Source organism: Colwellia sp. KU-HH00111 (assembly GCF_040362745.1).
Classification (GTDB): Bacteria; Pseudomonadota; Gammaproteobacteria; order Enterobacterales; family Alteromonadaceae; genus Colwellia.
Genome location: NZ_BAABWO010000001.1, coordinates 95560 through 121912, shown reverse-complemented (window position 1 = coordinate 121912; position 26353 = coordinate 95560). Strand labels below are relative to the sequence as shown.

Annotated in this window: 21 protein-coding genes and 1 pseudogene; 12 read left to right on the top strand and 10 right to left on the bottom strand. The window is 38.2% G+C overall.

Annotation, left to right across the window (positions count from 1 at the left end; all coding sequences use genetic code 11):
• Nucleotides 1–368 precede the first annotated feature (368 nt).
• From ABXG98_RS00470 to lhpI, 6 genes are all read left to right on the top strand, one after another.
• A complete protein-coding gene (locus ABXG98_RS00470) occupies nucleotides 369–1037 on the top strand; it encodes a GntR family transcriptional regulator (protein ID WP_353536715.1) in 669 nt (222 codons plus the stop codon).
• Between the two features lie 546 nt (nucleotides 1038–1583).
• Nucleotides 1584–4571, top strand: a complete 2988-nt coding sequence (locus tag ABXG98_RS00465; RefSeq protein ID WP_353536714.1) for a TonB-dependent receptor — start codon at nucleotides 1584–1586, stop codon at nucleotides 4569–4571.
• A gap of 171 nt (nucleotides 4572–4742) precedes the next feature.
• A complete protein-coding gene (locus ABXG98_RS00460) occupies nucleotides 4743–6515 on the top strand; it encodes an MFS transporter (protein ID WP_353536713.1) in 1773 nt (590 codons plus the stop codon).
• Between the two features lie 5 nt (nucleotides 6516–6520).
• Nucleotides 6521–7621 (top strand): proline racemase family protein, encoded by a 1101-nt coding sequence (locus ABXG98_RS00455; protein ID WP_353536712.1) that lies wholly within the window; start codon nucleotides 6521–6523, stop codon nucleotides 7619–7621.
• A gap of 29 nt (nucleotides 7622–7650) precedes the next feature.
• Nucleotides 7651–8733 (top strand): M24 family metallopeptidase, encoded by a 1083-nt coding sequence (locus tag ABXG98_RS00450; RefSeq protein ID WP_353536711.1) that lies wholly within the window; start codon nucleotides 7651–7653, stop codon nucleotides 8731–8733.
• Nucleotides 8734–8757: 24 nt separating this feature from the next.
• Entirely contained in the window at nucleotides 8758–9705 is a 948-nt protein-coding gene (gene lhpI, locus ABXG98_RS00445) for a bifunctional Delta(1)-pyrroline-2-carboxylate/Delta(1)-piperideine-2-carboxylate reductase (RefSeq protein ID WP_353536710.1), read from the top strand.
• Between the two features lie 27 nt (nucleotides 9706–9732).
• On the opposite strand, the gene ABXG98_RS00440 is transcribed toward lhpI, so the two are convergent.
• The 10 genes and pseudogenes from ABXG98_RS00440 to ABXG98_RS00395 form a co-directional block, all read right to left on the bottom strand.
• On the bottom strand, nucleotides 9733–10098 hold the full coding sequence (locus ABXG98_RS00440) for a hypothetical protein (RefSeq protein WP_353536709.1): 366 nt from the start codon (nucleotides 10096–10098) through the stop codon (nucleotides 9733–9735).
• A gap of 147 nt (nucleotides 10099–10245) precedes the next feature.
• Nucleotides 10246–12258: a collagenase gene (locus ABXG98_RS00435; protein ID WP_353536708.1), complete on the bottom strand. Its 2013-nt coding sequence runs from the start codon at nucleotides 12256–12258 to the stop codon at nucleotides 10246–10248.
• A gap of 111 nt (nucleotides 12259–12369) precedes the next feature.
• Entirely contained in the window at nucleotides 12370–13413 is a 1044-nt protein-coding gene (locus ABXG98_RS00430) for a tellurite resistance/C4-dicarboxylate transporter family protein (protein ID WP_353536707.1), read from the bottom strand.
• A gap of 148 nt (nucleotides 13414–13561) precedes the next feature.
• Nucleotides 13562–13873, bottom strand: coding sequence for a hypothetical protein (locus ABXG98_RS00425; RefSeq protein WP_353536706.1), 312 nt, complete (start codon nucleotides 13871–13873; stop codon nucleotides 13562–13564).
• A 143-nt stretch (nucleotides 13874–14016) separates the two neighbouring features.
• Nucleotides 14017–14256 carry a hypothetical protein gene (locus ABXG98_RS00420; protein WP_353536705.1) on the bottom strand — a complete coding sequence of 80 codons (240 nt, stop codon included), beginning with the start codon at nucleotides 14254–14256 and terminating at the stop codon, nucleotides 14017–14019.
• Between the two features lie 67 nt (nucleotides 14257–14323).
• On the bottom strand, nucleotides 14324–14716 hold the full coding sequence (locus tag ABXG98_RS00415; protein ID WP_353536704.1) for a ribonucleotide reductase subunit alpha: 393 nt from the start codon (nucleotides 14714–14716) through the stop codon (nucleotides 14324–14326).
• Between the two features lie 111 nt (nucleotides 14717–14827).
• Nucleotides 14828–16042 (bottom strand): ethylbenzene dehydrogenase-related protein, encoded by a 1215-nt coding sequence (locus ABXG98_RS00410; protein ID WP_353537442.1) that lies wholly within the window; start codon nucleotides 16040–16042, stop codon nucleotides 14828–14830.
• A 30-nt stretch (nucleotides 16043–16072) separates the two neighbouring features.
• Nucleotides 16073–16624, bottom strand: a pseudogene (locus ABXG98_RS00405) (NapC/NirT family cytochrome c); the annotation flags it as partial.
• Nucleotides 16625–16708: 84 nt separating this feature from the next.
• Nucleotides 16709–18337, bottom strand: a complete 1629-nt coding sequence (locus tag ABXG98_RS00400; RefSeq protein ID WP_353536703.1) for a cytochrome D1 domain-containing protein — start codon at nucleotides 18335–18337, stop codon at nucleotides 16709–16711.
• Between the two features lie 396 nt (nucleotides 18338–18733).
• The gene (locus ABXG98_RS00395; RefSeq protein WP_353536702.1) at nucleotides 18734–20977 is read right to left on the bottom strand and encodes a TonB-dependent hemoglobin/transferrin/lactoferrin family receptor; all 2244 of its coding nucleotides are present in this window, start codon (nucleotides 20975–20977) and stop codon (nucleotides 18734–18736) included.
• 353 nt (nucleotides 20978–21330) lie between these two features.
• Here ABXG98_RS00395 and ABXG98_RS00390 point away from each other — a divergent pair, with 353 nt between their 5' ends.
• The 6 genes from ABXG98_RS00390 to nirJ all read left to right on the top strand — a co-directional run bounded on the left by ABXG98_RS00390 (nucleotide 21331) and on the right by nirJ (nucleotide 26345).
• Complete coding sequence (locus ABXG98_RS00390; protein WP_353536701.1) at nucleotides 21331–21705, top strand: c-type cytochrome; 375 nt, start codon at nucleotides 21331–21333, stop codon at nucleotides 21703–21705.
• A 13-nt stretch (nucleotides 21706–21718) separates the two neighbouring features.
• A complete protein-coding gene (locus tag ABXG98_RS00385) occupies nucleotides 21719–22960 on the top strand; it encodes a cytochrome D1 domain-containing protein (RefSeq protein WP_353536700.1) in 1242 nt (413 codons plus the stop codon).
• Nucleotides 22961–22962: 2 nt separating this feature from the next.
• The gene (ahbB, locus tag ABXG98_RS00380) at nucleotides 22963–24063 is read left to right on the top strand and encodes a siroheme decarboxylase subunit beta (RefSeq protein WP_353536699.1); all 1101 of its coding nucleotides are present in this window, start codon (nucleotides 22963–22965) and stop codon (nucleotides 24061–24063) included.
• The gene (locus ABXG98_RS00375; protein ID WP_353536698.1) at nucleotides 24056–24532 is read left to right on the top strand and encodes an Lrp/AsnC family transcriptional regulator; all 477 of its coding nucleotides are present in this window, start codon (nucleotides 24056–24058) and stop codon (nucleotides 24530–24532) included. Before ahbB (ABXG98_RS00380) ends, ABXG98_RS00375 begins: the two co-directional genes overlap by 8 nt.
• Complete coding sequence (ahbB, locus tag ABXG98_RS00370; protein WP_353536697.1) at nucleotides 24507–25049, top strand: siroheme decarboxylase subunit beta; 543 nt, start codon at nucleotides 24507–24509, stop codon at nucleotides 25047–25049. The genes ABXG98_RS00375 and ahbB (ABXG98_RS00370) overlap by 26 nt, the downstream gene beginning before the upstream one ends.
• A 78-nt stretch (nucleotides 25050–25127) precedes the next feature.
• A complete protein-coding gene (nirJ, locus tag ABXG98_RS00365; RefSeq protein WP_353536696.1) occupies nucleotides 25128–26345 on the top strand; it encodes a heme d1 biosynthesis radical SAM protein NirJ in 1218 nt (405 codons plus the stop codon).
• Nucleotides 26346–26353 lie beyond the last annotated feature (8 nt).

Here is a 26353-nt window from a genome sequence, read left to right as displayed (position 1 = left end):
ATTATATATAATAATTATTCTCAAAAGTATATTCCAGCATTCTCTAATAAGTTACATATCCATGTAACTTTGGTGTCATAATCAATAACGCAGTATGTCAGCCTTCCCCCCCTTCTAAAAAAGCTTTTATAATATCCACTGACATTATAAAATTCGTTTGATTTTGAATATATAGACCTAAACAAATTTCCCTTGTTATTGAGTATCTAGCATAGCTATGAGTTAGGGATAAATATAGTTAAATTAATGGTATTATTTCTTTTTTTCAGCGCTAATTTCTTTATAATGATATAAATTAAGCAACTCCCATTAATAGTGTTAACCTCACTATTATTATCAAAAATGATTACCAAAAATGGCATCTAATAATGGCAATTGAATACAAAACGCGTACTCAGCTAGTGGTTGAAATATTAAGAGAAAAAATACTCAGCGGTGAAATTGTCGCCGGCCAACCTCTACGTCAAGCAGCGTTAGCTGAAGAATTAAATGTTAGCCGCATTCCGGTTCGTGAAGCTCTTTTACAACTTGAAGCTGAAGGGCTCGTTTCATTTGAACCTCACAAAGGTGCTAGTGCTACCGAGCTAAACCTCGATCAAGTTGATGAATTATTTGAACTACGCGCCATGATTGAAGGAGATTTACTTGCTGCTTCTTTAGTTGATATTACTGATGAAGCACTCGCTCAAGCGACTGAAATATTGGCTAAACTTGATAGCGCTTTAGGCAAAGAAAATGCCGCAAATACCTGGAGTGAATTAAACTCTGCATTTCATAACTGTTTATATTCAGGTGCAAATCGCCCACAAACAACTGATTTGGTTAATATTCTTAACAAAAATGCCGATCGTTATATTCGCATGCACTTGTTATGGGCTGGGGGTATCTCTAAAGCAGGCCCTGAACATGCTGAGTTATTAGCTTTCTGTCAATCAAGAGAAATTGACAAAGCCGTTGCTAAATTAAAGCAGCATATCCTTAGCTCTCGTGATGAAATTAAGGCCTTCTTACAACAGCGCGAACAACTCAATTCATAGGCTATTTACCCTAAGATATATAGCCAAGCCACCTCAACATGCTTGTTTCTTGCATCCTGAGATAGTTTGGGCACCAAGCTGCTTTATTGCAGCTTTTTTTATTGCCTAAGACCCTCTACTCACTTCTCCATCCTCATCTCTCTATAGTTTTTTTTGTTATAGCTATATTATTATTTATTCTATAAAAACCAAATCTTATTAACCAAAAATACCAGAAAACAAATTTAATTCACTCAAACTGCTTTACGACCGTTTTATCTACACCCCTTATTTTATAGTACTTTCAAGTTTTAACGTCATAGAAACCTCTCTATATGTTGAAAGAAAACATTAAAAAACTACGATATGAATCGTCAAAAAACACTCAAAGATATTAGCTAAAAACATAGACCGCTTTTACTTGAACGTTAAAAAAAACTATATTGTATACAATATATATTATATAACTACACACGGTTATTACATTTACTTGTTTAGTTAATGGAGTAACTAATAAAACTAAGCGTTCAATTAAGCAACTAAAACAATATGAACAAGGGTAAAAACATGTCTAAAATAATTAAAAGTGACTTCAAGCCACGTAAATCAATAGCAGCCATTGCTGTTGGTACCGCACTAATGATCTCTATGCCAACAGCTCTAGCAGCAGACAGTTTTAACGGTGAAGTAAAAGGTGTTATCACTGATACATCAAATAACGCGACAAGTGGCGCAACAATTACGTTAAAGCACAAAGGTAAAAATATTACCAGAACCATAAAAACCGCTGCTGATGGTTCGTACTCCCTAAGAAAACTACCCGTTGGTGACTATCGAATGACTATTGTCAAAGATGGCTTTAATACCATTGTGCAAGGTGATCTTACCGTTACTGTTGGCGGCGCCATCGTTTATAATGGTGTGTTACTAGCACATGATAATACTGATTCAGAGATAGAGCGCATTTCCGTGACTGGCTCTAGGGTTAGCCGAGTAGATCTTGAAAGCTCTACGGGTGGTCTTGTAATCACTGATACTGAATTATCAAAAATGCCTGTTGAGTCAGGCTTCGAAGCAATGGCACTCCTTGCTCCAGGTACAACAAGTAACTCAGAGTTTGATGGCGCTAGTGTTGGCGGTAGCTCTTCAGCTGAAAACGGCTACTACCTAAATGGCATAAACATCACTACAATTAAAACAGGTATTGGTTCAATCGATATGCCTTGGGAAGCGATTGCTCAAACAGAAATTAAAACAGGCGGTATAGATCCTGAATTTGGTGGAGCGCTAGGTGGCATTGTTAATGCTGTGTCAAAATCAGGTTCAAATGAGTTTGAATTTGGTGCTTATGCCCGTATCGATCCAGAAGCAACCAGAAACCATCACGATAATTTGATTAAAGCTGATGGCAGTTATTTAGATAATACTGAGCAAGATGAAGAAACATTTACTCGCGCTTCAATCTGGGCAAGTGGTGCAATTATCGACGATAAACTTTTCTTTTATGCGCTATATTCTCCTCAAAATAAAAAATATATCGATGCGAGAAGTTCAACAGTATACGATGGAGATACATCGTCAGATCGTTACTTTGGTAAATTAGATTGGTGGATTAATGATGAACATTCAATTGAATTCACAACTATAGGCTTTACCGAGCGAGGAAAAGGAACAAGTTACTTAAACGACTGGGAAACACAAGAGCTTGGCGCATCAACAGGCTCTTACGCATCAAAAACTGGTGGTGATGTTTATGGTTTAAAATACACAGGTATTCTTAACGATGAAATGTCTGTAGAAGTAATCGCTGGCCGTACAACAGATAACACTTACAACGCTGTAGAAAACAGTGACCCACTAATTTGGTCTAACTTAACCGGCTCATGGAATAGTATTTCTTCTCATACTGATTCAACAGTAAAAGAAAGTGAGTTTATCCGTGATCAATTTCGCATCGATTTCAGCTGGATGTTAGAATCTCACGACATTAAAGTTGGCGTAGACTACACCAATATACTTGTTGATTATCAAGCACGTCCAAATGGCGTACCTGGAAGAGAAGGTTGGTGGGACGTTACTTACGCTGGCGCTAATAGTGTAACGGGCTTAGCTGTAGGTACACCTTATGCGGATCAGCGAATTCGTACAGACTTCACTGACTCTGAAGTGACATCTACCGCGTTATATATTCAAGATACTTGGACAGTAACTGATCAGCTAGTACTGAATTTAGGCCTTCGTTATTCTGATGTTTCAAATACTGTATCAGATGGTCGTAAATATGTTGATGTTAAAGGTCAAATTGCACCTCGTATGCAAGCTATTTATGACTTATCAGGTGATGGCGCTACAAAATTATTTGCAACTTTCGGTCGCTATTTCCAGCCAGTATCAGCGAATATGAATATCACGCAAGGTGGTGCTCGTCGCGATGTCCATGATTATTACTTGCTTGGCGAAACGGATGCCAATGGTGAAGTAGTCATTCTAGCTGATGGGTCACCTTCAACAGGTGAGCATGTTGGTACACGCGTTGTTCAAGAAGGTATTAGTGAGCCAAGCTTAGTTGCCAGTGCTAACCTAGAGTCAATGTACTCTGATGAAATTACATTAGGTTTCGAGCAAGAGCTTCTTGAAGGCGATATGGTATTCGGTATGCGCGCTATTTATCGTAAGTTAGGTCGTTCAATTGAAGATACAGATTACGGTCCAGTAATTAATAAATACTTTGAACAAAACGGAATCAATGCTGATGCATCATATACTTATGTTTTAGCAAACCCTGGCGAAACCCTTGATATTAGCTATGATTTTGATGGTGATGGTAATGTTGATCATGTTGTTATTCCAGGTAATGAAATTGGTTTACCAAAACCAGAGCGTACCTATGGTGCGCTAGAAACAACCTTATCTGGTGTTGCATTTGAACGCTTACATTATAACGCATCATATACTTGGTCTCATGGCTGGGGGAATACTGAAGGTTTAGTAAGAACAGACAATGGTCAAGCGGACCCAGGCTGGACAACATCTTATGATTACGCTGAACTAATGGATCACTCAAATGGTGATTTACCTAATGATCGCCGTCATGCTTTCAAATTCAATGGTTATTATGACCTTACCGATTCATTGGTGGCTGGTTTCAATGCACGCATAACATCGGGCATGCCAGTAAACATGTTTAGTGTTCACCCTCAAGGTGTTGACAGTTGTGCTGCGGGTTCAGTATGGGAAAGCTGTAATGGTGCTGGATACGATCAAGTTGCATTTTATGATGAAAATGGAAATCCTGTTCGCCGGGGTACCGCAGGTAGAACCGATTGGACCAGTGAACTTGATATTAGCCTCGCATATAATATTGAACTTGGCGATGGTGACTTACAACTTAAAGCCACAGTGTACAATGCGCTTAACGCAGACACACAAACAGCTGTTGAACAAGAGCGTTCACAGTACACTGAAACGGGTATTGGTTTAAACCCTGAATGGAATAGAACCACTGACAGACTAGCTGAACGTTATATTAGTTTTGAAGCAAGATACAGCTTCTAAATTCCGCTAATTTTATTCATACAGTCAACTATTTATAGAAACTAAAACCGCTCATTCGAGCGGTTTTTTTTATTCTTAAATTAAGTCATACAATCTTACTTGAAAACAAAAGGTATACTGTATACAATATTTACTTATATCAAGTCACCAGAATAAAACGATAGAGATTTTATGAAGAGCACCACAACGACTCCTTTTACAGCCGCTTTTTATGTGGCTAATACGATGGAAATATTCGAACGGCTAGCTTGGTATGGTATGTACACTTTGCTTGCTAGTTATATTATGACGCCTAGTACCCAAGGTGGCTTAGGCCTTGGTAATACTGAACGAGGCTTAATTATGGGCGTGGTACCATTTTTCCTCTATTTATTCCCTGTGATATCGGGCGCACTAGCCGATAGATTCGGCTATCGTAAAATGTTTTTACTCTCTTTTGTGTTAATGGCGCCAAGTTATTATTTTTTAGGTTATGCCGATAGCTTAGGAAGTTTTATAAGCCTGTTTATGCTTATTGCATTAGGGGCAGGTATTTTTAAACCGGTCGTTATTGCAACAATCAGTCGCACTACTGATGATTCTAACCGAGGATTAGGGTTTGGCATTTTCTATATGATGGTCAATATTGGCGGATTTTTAGGCCCATTATTAGCCCCGGTGATTCAAAAGAACTATGGCTGGCAATGGGTGTTTACTTTTGCTGCCATCTGGATTTCAATTAACTTCATTCCTGCCCTATTCTTTTATCAAGAGCCGGAACGCCATACAAAATCAGGTGGTTTAAAACAAGTGTTTAAAGAAATGCAACAAGTGTTAGGTAATTCACGGTTAGCGTTATTGGTAGTCCCTTTATTAGTATTATTAGTCTCTTTTTATGCTGGCATAATTGAAAGTGGTAAGGTAACCAGCATAATTGCGGCTATGCTCATTAGCTGCGCATTTATTTGGGACTTTTGGCTAACAAAATCATCTAAAAAGAGGGTTAATATTAATAACTCTTTAGCGCCATGGTATAAACAAAAAATGCAGGTCGGCAATAAAGCCTTCATGGTTTACTTGCTAATTATCACTGGTTTTTGGGTGGTTTATTTACAAATTTTTATCACCTTACCTATATATATTCGCGATTTTGTTGATACATCAGATTTAGTACATTTATTATACAGCGCTAGCCCTTGGTTACATGACACGTTAACCGCTATCAATATTAATACGTTAGCAAGCGAAATAGCACGCTTAAGTCAATCATTGACTCCTCAAGGCTTACCTCACAGTGCGGCAAGTATCAACGAAGTTTCAACCGCACTCGCTTCGCTCGATATTCGCGTGCCAAAGAGCGAACTTGTTAATGCATTTACTGTGTTAGCACAATCAGGTGAACAGTTACCACAAGCAAGTACAGCGTTGGCTAATCAATGGGCGAGCAGCTACCGTCAAGTTAATCCAGCAACGATATTAAGTATCGACTTTTTAATGATCATTTTATTTCAAGTAATCATCAGCCGCTATATTAATCAATTTAAAGCATTGCCAACATTGATTGCAGGAACAGCTATTGTGTCTATTGCTATGCTGCTTGACGGTTTCGCTCATGGTTTTATTTTTGGTGGTTTAATGGTTGCTGTTTCTGTCATCATTTTCGCCGTGGGTGAAATGACTGCCTCGCCTAAAAGCCAAGAATATGTTGCTTCATTCGCCCCTTCTGACAAAGCTGCGATGTTTATGGGCTACTATTTTGTGTCAATGGCGTTAGGCAATTTATTTGCTGGGTTACTCTCTGGTTGGTTATATCAATCGCTTGCCATTGATTTGGCAAATCCAATGTTGATGTGGATGCTAATTGCACTGTTGGGTTTGGTCACTTGTATCGCTTTATATGTTTTCAATCGCACTTTGGTTGGCGATATTGAGCAACAACAAGCATTTAAACTAACCTCTGAGTAAATACGATGAACAAACAACACCTGCTATTATCAGCGCTATCTCAATGGCAACCAAATTGTGGCAATGATCAGTTTTTAACTATCAACTCCCTTGAGTGTCACACGGGCGGTGAACCATTACGCATCATTACTGACGGCTTCCCTGAGCTAAAAGGCGATACTATTTTAGCTATGAGACGCGATTGTCAAAAGCACCATGATAATTTACGCCGTGCATTAATGTTTGAGCCGCGGGGACATAAAGATATGTATGGCGCCATTATTACCAAACCTGAACGCCTTGACTCTCACTTTGGTGCTATATTTATCCACAATGAAGGCTACAGCACCATGTGTGGCCATGCCGTGATAGCTTTAGCTAAGTGTGCGGTGGAATCTGGTGCGGTAAAACAAACAGCTGAAGTAACTTCAGTTGTTATTGATGTGCCTTGCGGTCAAATTCGAGCAAAAGCCATTGCCCAAAACTTTCCTCATAATACAAGCATTACTCAAGTAAGCTTCGAATCAGTGCCTTCATTTGTTTTTACCCAAGGGCTTAAGGTTGAGGTTCCTGAGCTTGGCACGATTAATGTCGATATTGCCTTTGGTGGTGCTTTTTATGCTTATGTTAAGGCGATAGATTTAGGGTTGACATTAACACCAGCACATCAAGAGAAGCTGGTTGAGTACGGTAAAAAAATAAAAAATGCAGTCAACCAAACACTGAAAGTAAAGCACCCTTTTGAAGAAGATTTAAGCTTTTTATACGGGGTGATTTTTATTCAAGCACATCAAAATAGCCATTCAACCACTCAAGTTCACAGCCGCAATGTTTGCATTTTTGCCGATGGTGAATTGGACAGAAGCCCAACCGGCAGTGGTGTTAGCGGTCGTATTGCCTTACATGTTGCTAAAGGCGAAGTGCCATTACAGCAAAGTATTATCATTGATAGTATTTTAGGTAGTCAATTTTCGGTGCAAGCTATAAAACACATCAGCTATGGCAATAATGAGCAAACATATCAGGGCATTATCGCCCAAGTCACTGGAGATGCCTTCATTTGTGGTAAAGCACAGTGGTTAATAAATAAAGACGATCCGCTTAAGCACGGTTTTCTTTTAAGATAAATCAACATTAAGACAATAGAGTCATTACAATGAATATAAACACATTACGCCAGCAAGTATTAACACAAGATCACAGTGCCATTGTTATTTTTAGCGATATTAACATTCGCTACTTGTCTCACTTTTCAGGACATGCTGCAACAGTATTGATCACCAACAAAACTCATTATTTAATTACCGATTACCGTTATTTTGAACAAGCCAAAACTCAAGCAAAGGGCTATCAGGTTATTTGTCGCGATCGCGCGAACCAAACCCTGACTGAACTAATGATTGAGCTACTACATCAAGAAAACTGTCAAACGCTCTTTTTTGAAAGCGAACATATAAATGTTGCAAATTGGCAAGTAATGTCAGCACAAATATCACAGCAAACACTCATAACAACATTCATGGCTTTAGTTGGCACTATTGAAAAACTTCGCTCGGTGAAAACATCCGATGAAATTGCAGCGATTAAGCAAGCTGCAACCATAGGTGACCAAGCTTTAGCTAATACACTGCCTTTAGTGAAAGCCGGCATCACCGAACGCGAACTTGCAGTAGAGCTTGAGTATCAAATGGCAAAACTAGGATCAGAAGAATTATCTTTTGCCACTATCCTAGGTTTTGGTGAACGTAGCGCTCTGCCCCATGGCATTCCGTCAAACCGTCAACTCAAGCAAGGAGATTTGATTTTAATTGACTTTGGTGCAGTAGTGAATGGCTACCGCTCAGATATGACTAGAACTTTTGTTTTTGGTAAAGCCAGTGACAAGCAAAAACATATTTATCAACTTGTGCTAGACGCCCAGCAAGCAGCTATTGATAAGCTCACTGAAGGAGTCACAGGAAAAACTCTATACCAAGAGTCAGCTACCATTTTACATAACAGTGATTATAAGGATTATGCTGGTGAAGGTTTAGGCCACGGTGTTGGCTTACAATTACACGAACAGCCTTTCCTTGGAGAAAGCTGTAACACCACTATAGAGCGAGGTTGTGTTATTACCATAGAACCAGGTATTTATATCCCAGGTTGGGGGGGAGTTCGTATTGAAGATGATGTGGTTTTAACAGAAAACGGCCTTGAAATATTAACCAAATCACCAAAACACCTGGTTGAACTTTAAACCTATTTTTACAAAGAGATGCTGATGAAAGTCATTAATTTTGAACAAGTACAACGCAACTTAACTTTTGATGAGTTAATTCCATTACTTAAACAGAGTTTTAGCAAGCCATTTCATATGCCGCAACGACAGGTGCATTTACTGGCGCCTGAAGATCATAACAAGCATGATGCTTTTGCACTTTTACCCTCATGGAATGACGAAGTGATTGGCAATAAAATGTTTACTTATTTTCCAAACAACAGTGTTGAGCATGACTTGCCCGGTTTATTTTCTAAAATCATGTTATTTCGCCGTAAAACAGGAGAGCCTCTAGCGCTAGTTGATGGTACCAGTGTTACCTATTGGCGCACTGCAGCTATTTCAGCGTTGGCTAGTCAATTATTATCACGCGAGAACAGTCAGCATTTAATGCTATTTGGCACAGGTAATTTAGCCGCTTACTTATTACATGCCCATATTAGTGTTCGCCCGCTGAAAAAGGTGACCTTATGGGGTAGAAGCGCTGATAAAGTGCAAAAGCTAATTAACGAGTTTAGCTCTTTATACCCAAACATTAGTTTTTATACGAGTTTAGATGTAGACCAAGAAATTCCATATGTTGATATTATCTGCTGTGCCACAGGTGCAAAAACGCCATTATTTGATGGCCAACTTATCAGTAAAGGCAGCCATATAGATTGCTTAGGTAACCATATGGCAGACGCCAGAGAGTGCGATAGCACTACCATCACCAAAGCCCGCGTGTTTGTTGATAGCTTGACTAACACTTTACATGAAGCAGGTGAATTACTTATTCCAATTAATGAAGGTGTATTCTCAGCAGAAGCTATTGTGGGCGAGTTAACGGATATGTGTAAACAACCTGATTTATTAAGACAATCTACAGATGAAATCACCTTGTTTAAATCGGTTGGTACGGCAGTGAGTGACTTGGTCGCTGCTTACTTGGTGTTTCAGAAAGTGAGTTAATTGAATAATATCTGTTGATAGACAGAACTAACTATTGCTTATTCGATTGTTATACTCCTGATCAAAAACGGTAATTCTCAATGAATTTTGAATAATGCTATAAGCAGTTTTTATAGCATTTTTCTCAATAGTTACCGTACTTCCGTCAACTAACAACGCCTGCAACTTCCTACCATTTTTTTCTTCAAGCCACGCCATAAAAACTAAACTTAGGTTTTCAATTAACGCTTTACGGTTATCACTGCTAACAATTTCAATAGTTTCATCCGTCGCAACGACAAATTGATGAGTAGCAGGAACTTTTCGATATGAGACTTTTTGCTTTTCCAACAAGCCAATAAAAGTATTTTCTGGATCAAAAAGAGTTAATTCAACTAGGGTATTTTCATTCATTTAAATAGTTTTGCATAAATTTAATTTTAAATATAGAACCAACCTATTTCTAACTACTAAAAACACAGAAATCAACCTCATATATTGTCTCTCGCTTATCACCTTAAATCCTCGAATTAACGGTTAAAGAGCTAATATGGTATATGGCTATTTCGTAACAATAGCATGTTCACTTTTTAACGCATTTGCATGCCAATATTGCCAGTGCATATGGCGAGGTGTTTCTATTAAGTGCTTAGGTTGCAAATAATCCTTATACGTATAACGATAAAATTGTCTTGGTTGATGGGGATCTTTAGCTTTTGTGTCATCAACATAGTTGGCGTTGTGTTTGCTTAACCATGCACTAAATTCTGTTTGGTATTGCTGACCACTTTCATCTAATAACTTTTTATAACCATCAAAAAAATCTGTTTTTAGAAAGTGAGCTAATTGCCGATATTCTTCTACGTGGTTTTCAAACATAAAACGCACAGCTAGGTATCCCCATTGATATACTTGATCACTCCCATCACGATACTTGGTATCAAAAACCTGCTGTAACGTTAACCATTGGTCTTGTTCGGTTTCATTTAATAACTTGAATGCTTTTGGATTATCATCTCCTTGAGAAATATACTCTGCTAACCCTTCTGACCACCACACAAGATTACTTGGAAAATGGTTAAAGGTGTCATATTTAAGAAAACGACCATCAAGGTAGTGAACATATTCATGGTTTAAATTCCACACTTGAAATTTTGGTCTTACCCAAAAATGCTCGTAAGAATAAAAGGTGGCGATATTATCTGGATCTTGAGTGGTACCTTCAATGTACATGCCACCATTATTAGTATTGATATCAAATACCAACTGTCCATATTTATTATATTCTGCCGCATTTTCAAACACTACCACGCGCAACTTATCATTAAAATCATTGGCAACAGGCTCTAAGTTAGTTGCTAGTTTTTCATGAAAAACCGCTTCTTGTGAAATTAGTTGTTTACAAGCATCATCCAACTGCGCTTTTGTCATTGTTTGCGTACGAATAAAAAGACGCTCAGAGCATATATGCTTTATTGGCGTTGCTTCTTCAATGGTTGGAGCGACGCATCGATTCTTTAAACTTCCCTGTTCACATTCAGACTTACCGCGGAAAGTGCTCACCACATAAGGAATACTAAACAGGGTTTTTATTGCTTGTTCTCGCTCTGATTTTTCTTTAATTTTACTTACTACTGAGTTCATAAGAGCTTGCCAAATTGCATTATCCAGCGTGGTCATTTTCTCTTGCTGTGGCAAGGTGATTTCTTCATCATCAAGCTGCTTTTGCTCTGCCTCACTCTTTTTATAATAAGCATTCAAGTATTGTGTATTATAAACATTATAATGTTGTGCTAGTGCCCATGCAGCATGCTTTTTTGGCCAGTTATCACCTTTGAGCACTGCATTATCACTACCGATAAATGCTAATAATGCGTCAGTTAACCTAGTGTTATCAGTAAAAATAGCTAAATGTTCAGCGTTATTTTTTCTTGACGCTTCATAGGGTAGTATTGCACTGGCTCGCAGAATTTCCCATAGTGCATAATGAAGCGCTTGTTCGTTGTCCTTACTAGTATCTAATGCCAACTCTTGCTGTGCATATAAATTAATGAGCTTGGTTAGCGGCTTAAGGTGATCCTCCGTTGATAATTGCAACGGCTCTAAAAAATATAACCGATACAAAGCCACGGCATAATTTTCATGTAAACGTGCCGTAACGGGTGTGAGTTGATAAAAACCCGGCATACGTTGTAAGGCTAGCAGTGCATTATTTAAAGCCGCTGCCGTATGCTCTGGCCATTCTTTATCTGGACCAAAGCTTGAATAGATACGTAAATAAAAACTGAGTTTTTCTAATCTTTGATCGGTTAAATCATGGTTTTTTGCTAACACTGAGATTGCCTGACTCACCACTAATAACAAGTCATTTTGATAATGATTAAAATCTTGGCTCCACAATGCATTTAAATCGGTATTAATAATTGACTGTATTGCGGGCGACTGTAGCACTGAAGAGTCAGTTGTTAATGAATGCCTTGCTGGTAAGCTCTTTTCAGTCATTGGAGACAGGCTACAGGCATTGAGCAGCAAGCTAGTGCCCAGTGCCAATAAAAGGGTCTGTTTGTTATTCATATAATCAATAAAATAGTTTAATTTTACATACTGTATACAATATACCTCAATAATTCAAGCGAATTGCTTTTTAGAGTTACTTAGATTTTATCCTCTGATATGCAACAGAAGTTAATCTAAATTATTATTAACTGAAATAAATTGATCAATGAAAAAGGCTTTTATAAAGGCAAGGGCCAATATTATCCAAGCTGCACATGCTACCCATAACATGCTGTTTGCTAAAAATAATAGCGGTGTGAATTGTGATGAAAGCGCTAAATTATTGGTAGCCACCGCATACATACCTAACGGGAATACTATGCTCCACTGCATTGGGTTATAGGTAAGTGGTATTTTTTTATAACCATGTATCCATACACCCATAATGACTAACAAAGGGATCCACCAAGTTGCCCATGTCCACAACATAATTGACATTAACTGTACAACCGCATGCAACTCAGCCAACATAGGAATAACAGGATCGGTTAATAACAGCCGAGTCCCAGCATTTGCACTTATCGCGGCAGCCCCCATAATCACCCACATAAAAGGCGAGCAATCTTCAACTGTCATGGTTTTAAAGAAAATTCGGTAGCAAAAAAGTGTCACAAGCACGGCATAAAAAATAATACCTAATGCCCATAGCATATGAATTTCTACCATCATGTAAGCAGCATACTCTCCAAAATTTTCAGCAACCTTAGTGCCTAGTAACACTAATGATTGCGTGCCTACTATCAAGATTAACCAACCGCCATGCATAATATTAACTTCCCTTTCTTTGTGAGCAAAGCATAAGGCGGTGAAACTTAAATACATTAAAATGGCCCAATAACTAAAAGCCACAAACCAACACAACATGGCGAAAGACGGGTAACCACGCTGATGCAGCAACACACCACAAAGGTTAGTTGCAGCAACAAAAGTAAAAAACACAAAGGTGGTTTTAGGGTCAATTAAATTATCCCATACGGTTTTAGGGTATTTAATTAGTCGCCAAGTATATAAAAAAAACCATATCAACCATGTGGATAAGGTGACAACCATAAAGCTATTGGATAAAAGGATATTGCCATGCAAAAACAAGCCGACTGAAATAATGCCCGTTGCCATAGTCATAGCAAAATAGCCAGGATATAAATTTTTCAACCAATGATTTTTTTCAGGCATGAATAACTCCTTTAAATGCAAAGACACACATTATGACTACATTGTATTAGCACATGGTATGAAATTAACAGTTGAGATGATAGCGTATTGTCTTGAGCATAACAAAGCGAAGTTATAAGGCAAGTTAGTTAAATTTTAACAAGAGGATTTAAGGAAAAAGTAACTGCTGAGCATTTTTAGTACCTGCTAACAGGCTTAAGCTGTCTATCGATGGCTGCTCACATTCGGTGACATTAACGTCAGTTTTGAAAAGGTCTTTGACAATTGCTGAAGATGCGGGAGATAGGTATATTTTTACTTCACAATGCAACCGTCCGTCTGCCTCATGGCGAATAAATGCCGCCATATCGTCAGGATTGCCTGCCGCTGAAAAAGCAGCTTTTAGCTGATGTGTAATGCGGTCTTGCTGATCATAAGCCAGCATAGCATCACCAAGATTTATTAAAAGCCAACGTTTCATTTGTGTACTACCTTACTATGGTGCTTTTGAACTTATTATATGCATAGCGGGGGAATTGTGAATAATTACCCTCAGAATATTTAATTCGAATAGCGTAAATAAATTAAAATAACCTAACCTAACCTAATCTAACCGAAACTAAACTAAACCAAATTATTTCTAACCATATTACGGTGAACTTTTTTAGCAATGCGAGCAAGATCACTTAGTTCGCCAAGGGTAGGAATTTCACCTTGGTCAAGTTGGCATTGAAAGTGGTCAAGCTCGCCACCCATATATTCCAACATTTTTTTTGCGCACCCAATACATTTTCCCGCACAAATTTCATGCTCTGATTTTTCAAAAGGTAAAGCATTTTTTATATCATCAATAAGCGTTTGCATTGCTATGCTTGTATTGGGTTTCATAGTAAATAAAGGTAATTAATTATTTGAGATTAACCTGTAAAAATTAATTGTTTGACTCAAGCTCTATTGGGTTTTCATCACGATCATAAATAACATAACGTCCAACATTATTGCCTGTTTTTACATCATTAACCATTTTATTTAAGAAGGGTTCAGCATCATCTTCGCTTGGTGTCATACCATTTTCACCACTAAGACTAGCGATAAACACAAAATTCCAGTTTTTTTCAATTGAATCTGCTTCATTTTTTAAGTCGGCAAATGTTGTTAATTGTTCTGGCAATTTATCAACACACATCACTGGCTCAATCGTGCCTTGCTGGTGCTTCTTACTTTTTTTCGGATTTTTAGCTTCTGCTTTTGCAAACAAAAACATTAAACGTTGTGGTTGTTCTTGTTCGTTAGTTAACTTGAGTAATTCTTTAAAAGTTTTCATAGCCTAATGTTCGTCTAACATAAATAATGGCCAGAATGATAACACAAAAAATAAAAAACGCCTTGATCTGCGTTAAAAAATCAAGGCGTTTACGTTCAATTTAAAAACAGATTACTGTTTCACAGCATTGATCTCTGCATCTGCATTATCAAGGGCTAATTTATAACCAAATGAAACGTGATGATAGCGAGCGCTTGAGTAATCGTCATGAATCGCAAAACCAAAGTTGTATACTTTACCAGCTTCAATACTAACATCGCCGGCCTTGTCTGATTTAAGCCTACGCTTAACAACCACAGACCAGGTACCGTTTTTCAGAGACGCTTCAACTTCTGCACCTTGACCGCCATGCATGTCACGTGAGGCTAAAATCTGCCCATCTTCTACTTTATCAGTACCTGATTTATAGCGAACAACATCCATAAATTGGTTAGCTTGTTGTAAAGCATTGATATCAGCTTGGTCTTTCAGCTTATCCCAACCACCTAATGCTTTACCACGGCGACCTTTAAGCTCTAACTTAGTACGTGTTTCTTTTAAGTACTTAGTTACACCCGTACCCGTACCCGTATCGAAGTTCAAGCGTTTAGCTAAATCACTGCCTTTTAAGGTATCTTGCTCTGGTGCAAACGGCATGGTGTTAGCATCCGCATGACATGTACCCCAACAACCTGCACGGTCAGCATACTCAACATCATCAGTAGCTAACATAAAGGCTAACTTCATAGGGTTTTCAGGATCCATTTTGCCACCTTCAACAAAAGGTACAGCAGCGTGTTCACCATCAGCCCAGCTGAATCTTAAGTATATATTTTCAGCATCATGAGTTGCATCAATGGTTACATCAAAGCTACCACGTTTTCCTGGAATTACATTAGGCTCTAAATCTTTCTCGCTTTCACCAGAAACGATGTTATTACCAATATCAGCAATTTCTTCACCATGACATTCTATACAACGGTCACCTTTAGTGAAGGCACGTTTGCCACCATGTTTTCTGCCTAATATCCATTCAATTGATGCCGTACCTGGATAGAACACACCAATATCAGTAGACTGTGCTTTTGACCAATCAACATTAATGTTACTCGCTTTATTGGCAGTTTTGGTAGAAGATACCGCTTTATCTGCTCCTCCAGCATTGGCTACAGCAGCAGCTACAGCGGCAGCAATTTTTTCTTCAACTTTAGCTTTCTCAGCAAGCTTTTCAGCTTTAAGTTTCGCAGCGGCAGCTGCTTCTTTAGCTTCAATTCTTGCTAAACCATCTTTATATTCTTGAGGTACTTCACGAATATAATCAGGGTTTGGTGCTTCTAATTTTTCCAATGCTTCGTCTGACAATTTATCGCGTACATTATGATGAGCAATACCTTTATGGCAATCAATACAAGTTTGTCCTGTTTCAAAGGCATTTAAATGCTGTTTTCGCGCACGAGGCTTTTGAAATTCTGGGTTCATTGACTCAAAGTTATGACAATTACGACACTCTCTTGAATCTGTGTCTTTCATTGCTTTCCAAACATTCTGTGCTAAGTCAAATCGATGCTCTTCAAATTTTTCTTTGGTATCAATTTTACCCGTCAACCAAAAATAAACTTCTCTTGAGGCTTTTATTTTACGAATTACTTTATGGATCCAAGGGCGTGGCACATGACAATCAGGGCAGCCTGCACGCACCCCGGTGCGGTTAGTATAATGAATAGTTGGAGTGTATTCTTGATAAACGTTGTCTTCCATTTCATGACAACCAATACAGAATTCGGTGGTGTTAGTTGCTTCCATTGCCGTGTTGAAGCCACCCCAGAAGATGATACCAACAACGAAGAAAATAACGGCTCCGGATACAGTAGTGCCGAGTATTAGTCGTTTAGACCAAAAACTTGGTTTTGTTAATGTGTTATTAGCCATACATAGCTCTTAGATAGGTCGATGGGAAAATAAAAAGGCATGGCATAAGCCATGCCTTAAAAAGTAAAGTCAATTTACTTGATTCTAAGTTTTATGATGCGAACGGTTATAAACGTTAAACTTACCTGTTGGGGTAGTTAATCCTTTAATACGTGCTTTTTCTTTCAGAGTTTTGGCATCATATACAACGATTTCACCCGTTGGGTTTTTAGCATCTTTACGGTTCCAAACTGATACCCAAACTTCAGTACCATCATCGTTGAATTCCATGTGAAGTGCCGCTTTACCAGGCTCTGTTGTTACACGGATTGTTTTCACGATTTCACGAGTTTTCTTATCAAAAACTTGTACTGATTGCTGAATTTCAGGCTCTGGATGCTTAAGTTGATCCGCCCATACATAGTCTGAAGTTTCGTGAGTACGGATGAATACACCAGCACCATCAGTTTCAACTTCATAACAAAGTTTCCATGCTTGGTCAGGGTGATTGATTGGATCATTACCCCAAACTGAAACTAAGCCAACACCTAAGTGAGTAGTACCACCAACAGGGCCACATTTTTCATCAATCCAGTTAGCACCTGGACCTGGGTGAGGTAAGCTATCAACGTCAATCATTTTCTCAAGCTTGCCATCTTTAGTATCGACAACAACCATTTTATTTGATGCGTTAGCTGCAATTTGGAAGTAACGACCTGAAGGGTCGAAGAAACCATCATGTAAGAATTCAGCTGACTCAATTGCAGTAATGTTTAAGTTGTCTAAGTCGGTATAATCAACTTGCAACATTTTACCCGTTTCTTTTACCGCAACGATGAAAGCAGACTCATTTGGCGCAGTGTAGATAGCTGCAACACGTGCTTCATTGATGAATTCACCTTTAGTGTTGTAACCACGCGTTGAAACAACTTTAAGTGGGTTCAATGTAACAGCGTCCATGATAACGAAATGCGCAGGCCAGTAACCACCAGCAATTACGTATTTTCCATCACCAGAAACTGCGATATCACGTGCGTCATAAGCCATTTTAGTTTCAGCAACTAACATTTTTTCAGGCTTTTGCCATAAATCAATTTTGTTAACCTTACCGTCACGCCCAATGGTGTACCAGAAACGACCAACATCTTTAGCATGATCTTTCTTATGGTGCTCAGTACCTTTAATTACATGTACTGCGTAACCAGTATCAATATGGGTAACAATTTTCTTAGTATCGCCGTCAACGATCGCCGCTGTACCAGCATCACGTTCGATTACAACGAAGAAGTTTTCCCAATTTAAACCGTGTAATGGCTTAGTTGGGTAATCTTTTGGCGCAACAAATTCCTTAGTATGAGAACGCATTTGTTCTAAAGACATTTCCGGTGGAACTGGAGGCGTCATTTGAATAAATGTAGCTAAGTTAGCAATTTCTTTTTTGCTAAACAAATCATCAAAGTTGTTCATGCCACCTTCAGTACCTAAAGAAATAATTTTCTCTAGACGCTTTTGGCCTTTTTTAAGCATGTTTTTTGGCTCTAAGTTTTTACCAGTAGCGCCTTTACGTAGTACACCGTGACAACCAGCACAACGCTGGAAATAATGTAACTGTGCTTTTTCAAAATCAGCTTCAGATAACGTAGGCTCCGCAGCCGATACTGACATGCTCAAACCGCCCGCTGCCATGCCAATTGCTAAACCAAGTGCTGAAAGACTGTGTTTAATGTGTTTCATCCGTTACTCTCCAAATATTATTGTATATTCTTATCTATAACTGTTTTATGTAAACAGCTACCAAATGTTTCTAAATGTAACTATCTACCTATTTTCGATACCGTTATGTGATATAGATCAATTTTAAAAAAAAATATCTGTTAATAATTGAACATATTGATCAAGGTCAACAAAACCATCATAAATAACTAGCTTTCAATAGAATAAATCGGTATGCCGCACGAAAGTGATAATCAGTATCATTAAGATAAACCTTTTATTACAAAGGATTTTAATACACACAATACATCTCTTTTGCCAGTTAGTTTTTGGCGAATTATTCAACAAAAAAGCCAGACAAAAGATGTCTGGCCCTTTGTGGTAAAGGTTAACCTACATTGTAGGCTTAAATAAAAATTACCAAGCATACTTTAATTGTAATGAAGCATTAATTCCTGGTGCAGCCATGGTCGCTAATAAGGGATCAGTTGCTGAAACGCCATTAACATCTGACCAAAGCCAATATTGTTTATCAGTTAGGTTATTGATAGCACCAGCAATGGTTAATTGCTGATTAATATGGAAGTTAGCGATAACATCAAAGGTTACATAACCTGCCGTTGTAGCAAGTTTAAGCTCTGGATCCTCGGCATCATCAATATCAGACTTGCCAGCAACTAAATTTGCATGAAGTGCAACTGAAATAGATTCATCACTGGTTAACCATTCAACGCCCAATAAAGCATGATTTGGCTCTATTTCATTAATGGGTTTGTCGGTATCACGGTTTTCACCTTTACTCCAAAAGACTGAGGCATAAGTGTTATATTTGTCACTTGCAGTGAATAAACCTTGGTTATGGTAGTTATAATTCACTTCTGCACCATAAATTTTCGCATTGGCAATATTCTGTGATTGAAAAATAATGCGGCCAACAACAGGATCAAAACCTAAATTGACTTTGGTTTGGATGAAATCGTCATAATCATTATAAAAACCCACGAGCTCAACTTTATGATGTTCACTAGTAAAATTATATCCGATTTCATAACCATCAGTGGTTTCTGACTTTAAATCCGGGTTGGGTATGGCACGCATTTTAAATAGTGGGATGTCTAATCCAATGTTCGCATCTTCAAAAGGCGGCGCTCTAAAACCTTTCACATATTGAGCATACACCTTAGCATTTTCATTGACTTGGTAAACGACACCTAACTTAGGTGAAATACTATCTTCAGTAATAGAAACGACGGTTTGGTCTGGATTATCAGCTAAATATATACTATCAACCTGTGGAGACAGCTCATATTTATCATAACGAAGTGCGGGAATCACGGTTAAGTTAGTACCTGAAATTGTTATTTCGTCATTTAAATAAATACCCAATTCTTTCACTTTGGTTATAGGAAAGTCTCTAACAGGAAATACTTCGGATAAAATACTATTAGTAGCAACACCTGTTGCAAGATCTGTTTTCACACCATTTCTCAATTCCTTGGTTTCAGTCGTGCTATATTCTAAGCCATAACCAATATGATGATTTGCAGATGAAGCAAACGCATTAGTATAAAAATTTAACCGCACGCCTTTAATATCTTGTTGATAAAAGAAATCACGATCGTAACTAAAATTACCCGTTATGCCGGTTCTTCTATTGGTTTCCGTTCTTCTTTCATCGGTCAATTGTGTTGTTTCTGTACTCTGATCATAAAGTCGAATAATACCGCCTTCGAGCCAATCAGCATCAAGCACAAAATCATAGTTGATCACAAAGTTTTCACGCGTTGTTTCATCATCGCCAATTAAAGCAGTAGTTGAACTGAATCTACCTAACCCTAATATTGACAGCACATCAGTTTGTGCTTCACGTTTAAAGAAATCATAGGTAAAGCTTAGCTCTTGATTGTCCGAAATAACATAAAAGTATTTTGCTAATAGTGACTTCGCTTCATTGTCTTGCTCATCACTAGCAATTGTTGAGTCAGAATTACTATCTAACTCATTTCCGTTGCGATATGAAGCAGAAATTAACGCACTTGAAGTGTCATTGCCAAAGGCTGTGTTGAGTGAAATAAGCTGACTGTTATCAATTGAGTAGTAACCGGTTTTAGCCGCAACATAAACATCGCTTGTGGTTTGGCTTAATAAATCATTTGGCTTTTTAGTTACAAAACTGACCACACCACCAATAGCATCACTACCATAGGTGCTAGAAGCTGGACCACGTAAAATTTCTACTTGTTTAATAAGCTCTGGGTCGACATAGTTTCGTCCTGAATTAGAATAACTGCCGACATTAAACTGCTCAGCAACGGGTACACCATCAATTTCAGTAGCGACTCTATTACCTGAGATGCCACGAATAGCAATACTTGAGCTGCCAAAACGGCTACCTGAATTAAGCATACTAATACCAGCCTCATAGCGCAGTAAGTCAGCAACGTTATGCACTAATTTTTGCTCAATAGCTTCGCTATTTATCACAGAGACAGCACCAACAACATCTTGTACTTTCCGGGGCGTTTTACCAATAACCACTAGGGTTTCTATTTGTTCATCAATACCCTGATGTACGACTGAATCATCTGCAATAGCTATACTAAAAGCGCTCGGTAATAATATGCTAGCCAGTGCAACAGTTAATAACGTTTGTTTAAACATTTTTGACCCTTTACATCTTAAATTTTAATTCATCAATAATTGGTGGTATTTATAATCCCAAATAGAAAAGCTCACAGTGATCTAAGTCAATTTAATAAACTTATTTTTCTATACAAGCAGTATTTATGTCAAAAAACAGATCTATATCATGCTTTATTTCTAGGGTTCTTAGCACATTTCAAAAACTGCTATGTGACAAATATCGGTTATTCTTCAAAACTGTCATTTCAACATTTGGTGATTTATATCAATAAACTTAATCTCTTTGTTTTAAAAATATGATCTCAGGCAATAAAGAAACTTACCTCACTGTGTAAACTTACTTTCAATAACATTGACGGTGGATAGTTAATATGGGGTTATCAACAATTAAGCACATTTGGTCTATAGCGGCTGTATTAGTTGGTTTTTTTGGTGTATCGAGTCAAGGAAATACTAATGAAGCAGCAATATCAAGTACGCGGCAAGCTGAATTAATTCATATAGTAAAGCAAGATTGCGGCTCTTGCCATGGCATGACATTAAAAGGAGGTTTAGGTCCTGCATTACTGGTAGAAAACCTGCAAAACAAGCCTATGCTATTTATTCAAAACACCATTTTATATGGGCGAGCAGGTACTGCTATGCCGCCATGGAAAACATTATTAACCGAGCAAGAAGCCTTATGGATAGCCGAGCAATTAAAGCAAGGCAATATTACCAATAACAAACCTATCCGTAAGGAATAACAAGGAAATAGATATGAGAAACAAATACTTCAAATTCGCCAGTCTTTGCTTTATTAGCGCTACACTCTTTGGGTGCGCAATCACTGAGCAAACACCAAACATAGAAACTGAACTACGCGCAACAGGCGATATGGGCGTAATTATTGAGCGTGCCACAGGGCAAGTACAAATTATTGATCATACGGATAAGACCATTGTCAGCGAAATTGACGGCTTAGGCGACCTATCCCACGCCTCTATTGTTTACTCGCGCGATCAACGCTACGCCTATGTATTTGGCCGAGATGGTGGCTTAACCAAAATTGATTTATTAAAAGACAAGATTGACAAACGTGTCATACAGTCAGGTAACAGTATTGGTGGTGCAATTAGCCAAGATGGTAAATTGGTTGCAGTATCTAACTATACCCCCGGCGGCGTAAAAGTATTTAATAGCGAAACCCTTGAGCTTGTAGCCACCATAGACAGTACTATTTTAACCACTAAACCAAAAAATAAAGATGGTAGTCCAGTGCGTTCAAAGGTGGTTGGCCTAGTAGATGCGCCAAATAACAAGTTTGTTTTTAGTTTATTTGATAGTCATGAGATATGGGTTGCTGATTTTTCAGGTATTGAAAACGGTAAAAAAATGCAACTAACCAAATTTTCAGATATTGGTTTATTCCCTTATGATGCTTTAATAAGTGGTGATGGTCGTTATTATATTGCCGGTTTATTTGGTGAAGATGGTATGGCTTTACTTGATTTATGGCATATCGACAAAGGCGTTACCCGCATTTTAAACGATTATGGTAAAGGAGAGCAAAAACTACCTGTTTATAAAATGCCACACCTTGAAGGTTGGGCTATTGCAGGCGATCACGCTTTTGTTCCTGCAGTAGGACAACACAAAGTACTGGTGATTAGCACTAAAACTTGGCAACAAGTTGCAGAGATCCCTGCCCATAGTCAGCCCATTTTTGTTATGGCACAACCCGACAACCGACAAATATGGGTTAACTTTGCTTATCCTGATAACAATACAATTCAAGTGTTTAACACAGAAACATTTGAGCTAGTGAATACCTTAACACCTGGCCCTGCTGTATTGCATATGGAGTTTACTCCACGTGGTGAGCAAGTGTGGATGTCAGTACGCGATAATAATGAAGTACAAATTTATGATACCCAAACTCAAACTTTACTGAAAACCTTACCATCAAAAAGCCCGAGCGGAATTTTCTTTACCAATCGCGCACATCAAATAGGGCTATAGCTATGACGACAATTAAGCAAAAAATAATTAGCGATACCTATGTGGGTCAACTGACCCAGCTGCAGCAAGATATTATTAACAATTTTCAAAAAGGTTTTCCTTTAACAAATAGCCCTTATCTAGCCATCGCACAAAAACTGAGTAGTACACAACAACAGATATCTGAACATGATGTCTTTAGTGCTTTGTTTGACTTAGATTACTCTGGGGTAACTTCACGTATCGGTCCTGTTTTTGATCATAAAAAAGCAGGGGCAAGTACCTTAGCCGCATTAGCGGTTGAAGATAAGGATCTTGATAAAATAGCCAGTATTGTTAATCAGTTTGAACAGGTCAATCATAATTATGCGCGCAGTTCACATTTTGAGAAAACTAATTACAATTTATGGTTTGTTGTAACAGCAAGTGATCCAGTAACGCTGCATAATACCCTCACCCGTATAGAGCTACTCACAGGGTTAGCAGTGCTAGTGCTGCCAATGGAAGCCTCTTATCATTTAGATTTAGCTTTCACCATGAACATAACGGGTAAGCCTAGTCCTATTGTTAACAACAATTTAAACATTAGAATAGCCAAAACACAGCCCTTAACTGAATTACAGAAATCACAGTTAAGAAAAACCATTGAAAGCGGTTTACCTAAATTGTTGCAACCTTATCAAACCATTGCACAAGCGATAAATGCCAATGAACAACAAGTACTAGCGCAAATAGCGACTTGGCAACAAACCGGTTTAATACGTCGGTTCGGCTTAGTGGTAAAGCATAGAAAGCTTGGCTTTAACGCCAACGCTATGGTGGTATGGAATATTAACAGCGAAAATGTTGATGCGGTTGCAGCAAAGCTTGCTAAACGACCCGAAGTATCTTTATGTTATCGTCGACCTCGTCGATTACCCGGCTGGCAATACAACTTATTTTGCATGATTCACGGTACAGATAAAGACTATGTATTAGCACAAATTAACGAAATTACTGAGCAACTGTCTTTAGCAGATATTGAAAAAGATATTCTCTTTAGCTTTACCGCCTACAAACAAAAAGGCGCGAGTTATCAAAAGAACAAGAGTTTACAGGAAAAAAAAGAGGCCGCTCATGGATAAAGCTGCATCAACCCAAGTAAGTGAATTATCTGCTTTGGATATAGCATTAATCAACTTATTACAAAAAGGCTTACCGGTTTGCGAACGCCCATTTGCTGAGATTGCTATTACTCTTAATACCACTGAAGCAGAGGTTATTGAGCATCTAAAAGCGTTACGAGAAAATAAAATTTTAACGCGTTTTGGCCCGATGTTTGATGCTGCTTGTCTTGGCGGTGCCTTTACTTTAGCAGCGCTGGCAGTACCAGAGGCGGATTTTGACAAAGTCACCGAACAGGTCAATAGTTTTGAGCAAATTGCCCATAATTACCGCCGCGATCACACCTTTAATATGTGGTTTGTTATTGCCACCGAATCGCAGTCTGAAATCGAGCAAGTCATTAATGCCATTGAAAAGAAAACTCAATTGCCTGTACTAAACACCCCAAAACTGGAGGAATTCTATGTCGGTCTCTACTTGCCAGTCTAACGAATTAAGCTCATTAGAAAGACAATATATTTTAGCAACACAAAATGGTTTACCCATTGTTGAGCGCCCTTATGATGTAATTGCCAACAAGCTCAATATCAGTGTTGAACAAGTGCTCAGCCTAACTAAAGATTTACAACAGCGCGGGATTATTCGCCGTATTGCTGCGGTTCCTAATCATTATAAAATTGGTTATAAGTTCAACGGCATGACAGTGTGGGATATTGACGACAAGCATATTCATGAATTTGGCCAACGCGTCGGTAACTTGCCATTTGTTAGTCACTGTTACCAAAGACCACGTCACTTACCGCATTGGAATTACAATTTATTTGCTATGGTGCATGGAAAAAACCAACAAGAAATTCAACAGTACCGAAGCCAGATCAAAGAATTGTTAAATGAGGTTTTAGTGCAACGTAATCATGATGCAAGTCAAAGTAACCCTAATAAAAGTAATGATATGTTAACCAGCACACAAATATTGAAAAAAACAGGTTTACGACTAAAAAAATAGTCTAGGTTATTAAAACTGTTCCATTAATATTTTATATTTTTTATTGCGTTTTTATAACGAATAACTAGGTACCAGATTATGTTTAGGATTTCACAATTATTAACCACGCTACATGATGATTTAGCGTCATTGAAGCCAGTAAAACCTGCAAGAAAAATGCCCGGCCCTGTGGTTATTTGGAACCTTATTCGCCGTTGTAATTTACGTTGCAAGCATTGTTATTCAACATCGTTAGATATTGACTTTAAAGATGAATTAACCACAGAGCAAATTAAAGCCACCATCGATGACTTAAAAGTAGCGCATGTGCCGGTACTTATTTTATCTGGTGGTGAGCCTCTGCTTCGCCCTGATATTTATGAGATAACCGCTTATGCCAAAGCGAAAGGCTTTTATGTTGCTTTATCAACCAACGGCACATTAATTGACGAGTCAAATATTGATAAAATAAAAGCAGCTGACTACCAATATGTAGGGATTAGCATCGACGGATTAGAAGCATTTCATGATGAATTTCGCCGTCAAAAGGGGAGTTTTCAAACCTCTATGCATGCGATTAAACTATGTAAAGAAGCTGGCATAAAAATAGGTATGCGCTTGTGTTTAACCAAAGAAAACTTCCAAGACATTCCCGCTATGTTAGATTTAATGGAAGAATATCAAGTAGATAAATTTTACTTGTCGCATTTAAATTATTCAGGTCGAGGCAAGCGTAGCGCTGAAAATGATGCTATGTTTAAAATGACTAAAGATGCTATGGAGTTATTATATGAGCGCGCTTGGTCACATATCGAACAAGGTCTAGTTTCCGACTTTGTTACTGGTAATAATGATGCTGACGGCCCATTTTTACTACACTGGGCTACTAAAAAGTTTGGCGATAGTCACCCTGAAGCTATCGAAAATTTAAAACAACGACTCATTAATTGGGGCGGTAATGCCAGTGGCGTTAATGTCGCTAACATTGATAATACTGGCACCATTCACCCTGATACATACTGGTGGAATCATCCCATTGGAAATGTTAAAACTGAAAAATTTTCAGACGTATGGCGCGATACTCAAGACTCATTAATGCTAGGTTTTAGACAAAAACCTCGCCCAGTGAAAGGTCGCTGCGCCCAATGTGAGTATTTAAATATTTGCGGTGGTAACACTCGCACCCGTGCGTTTGCACAATCGGGGGATGCTTGGGCTGAAGATCCTGGCTGTTATCTTGATGATGCCGAAATTGGCATTACAGCAAGTGAGCACTTAACAAATAATGAGACAAATATTCCTGTGGTTGAAGTTTAATTAACATA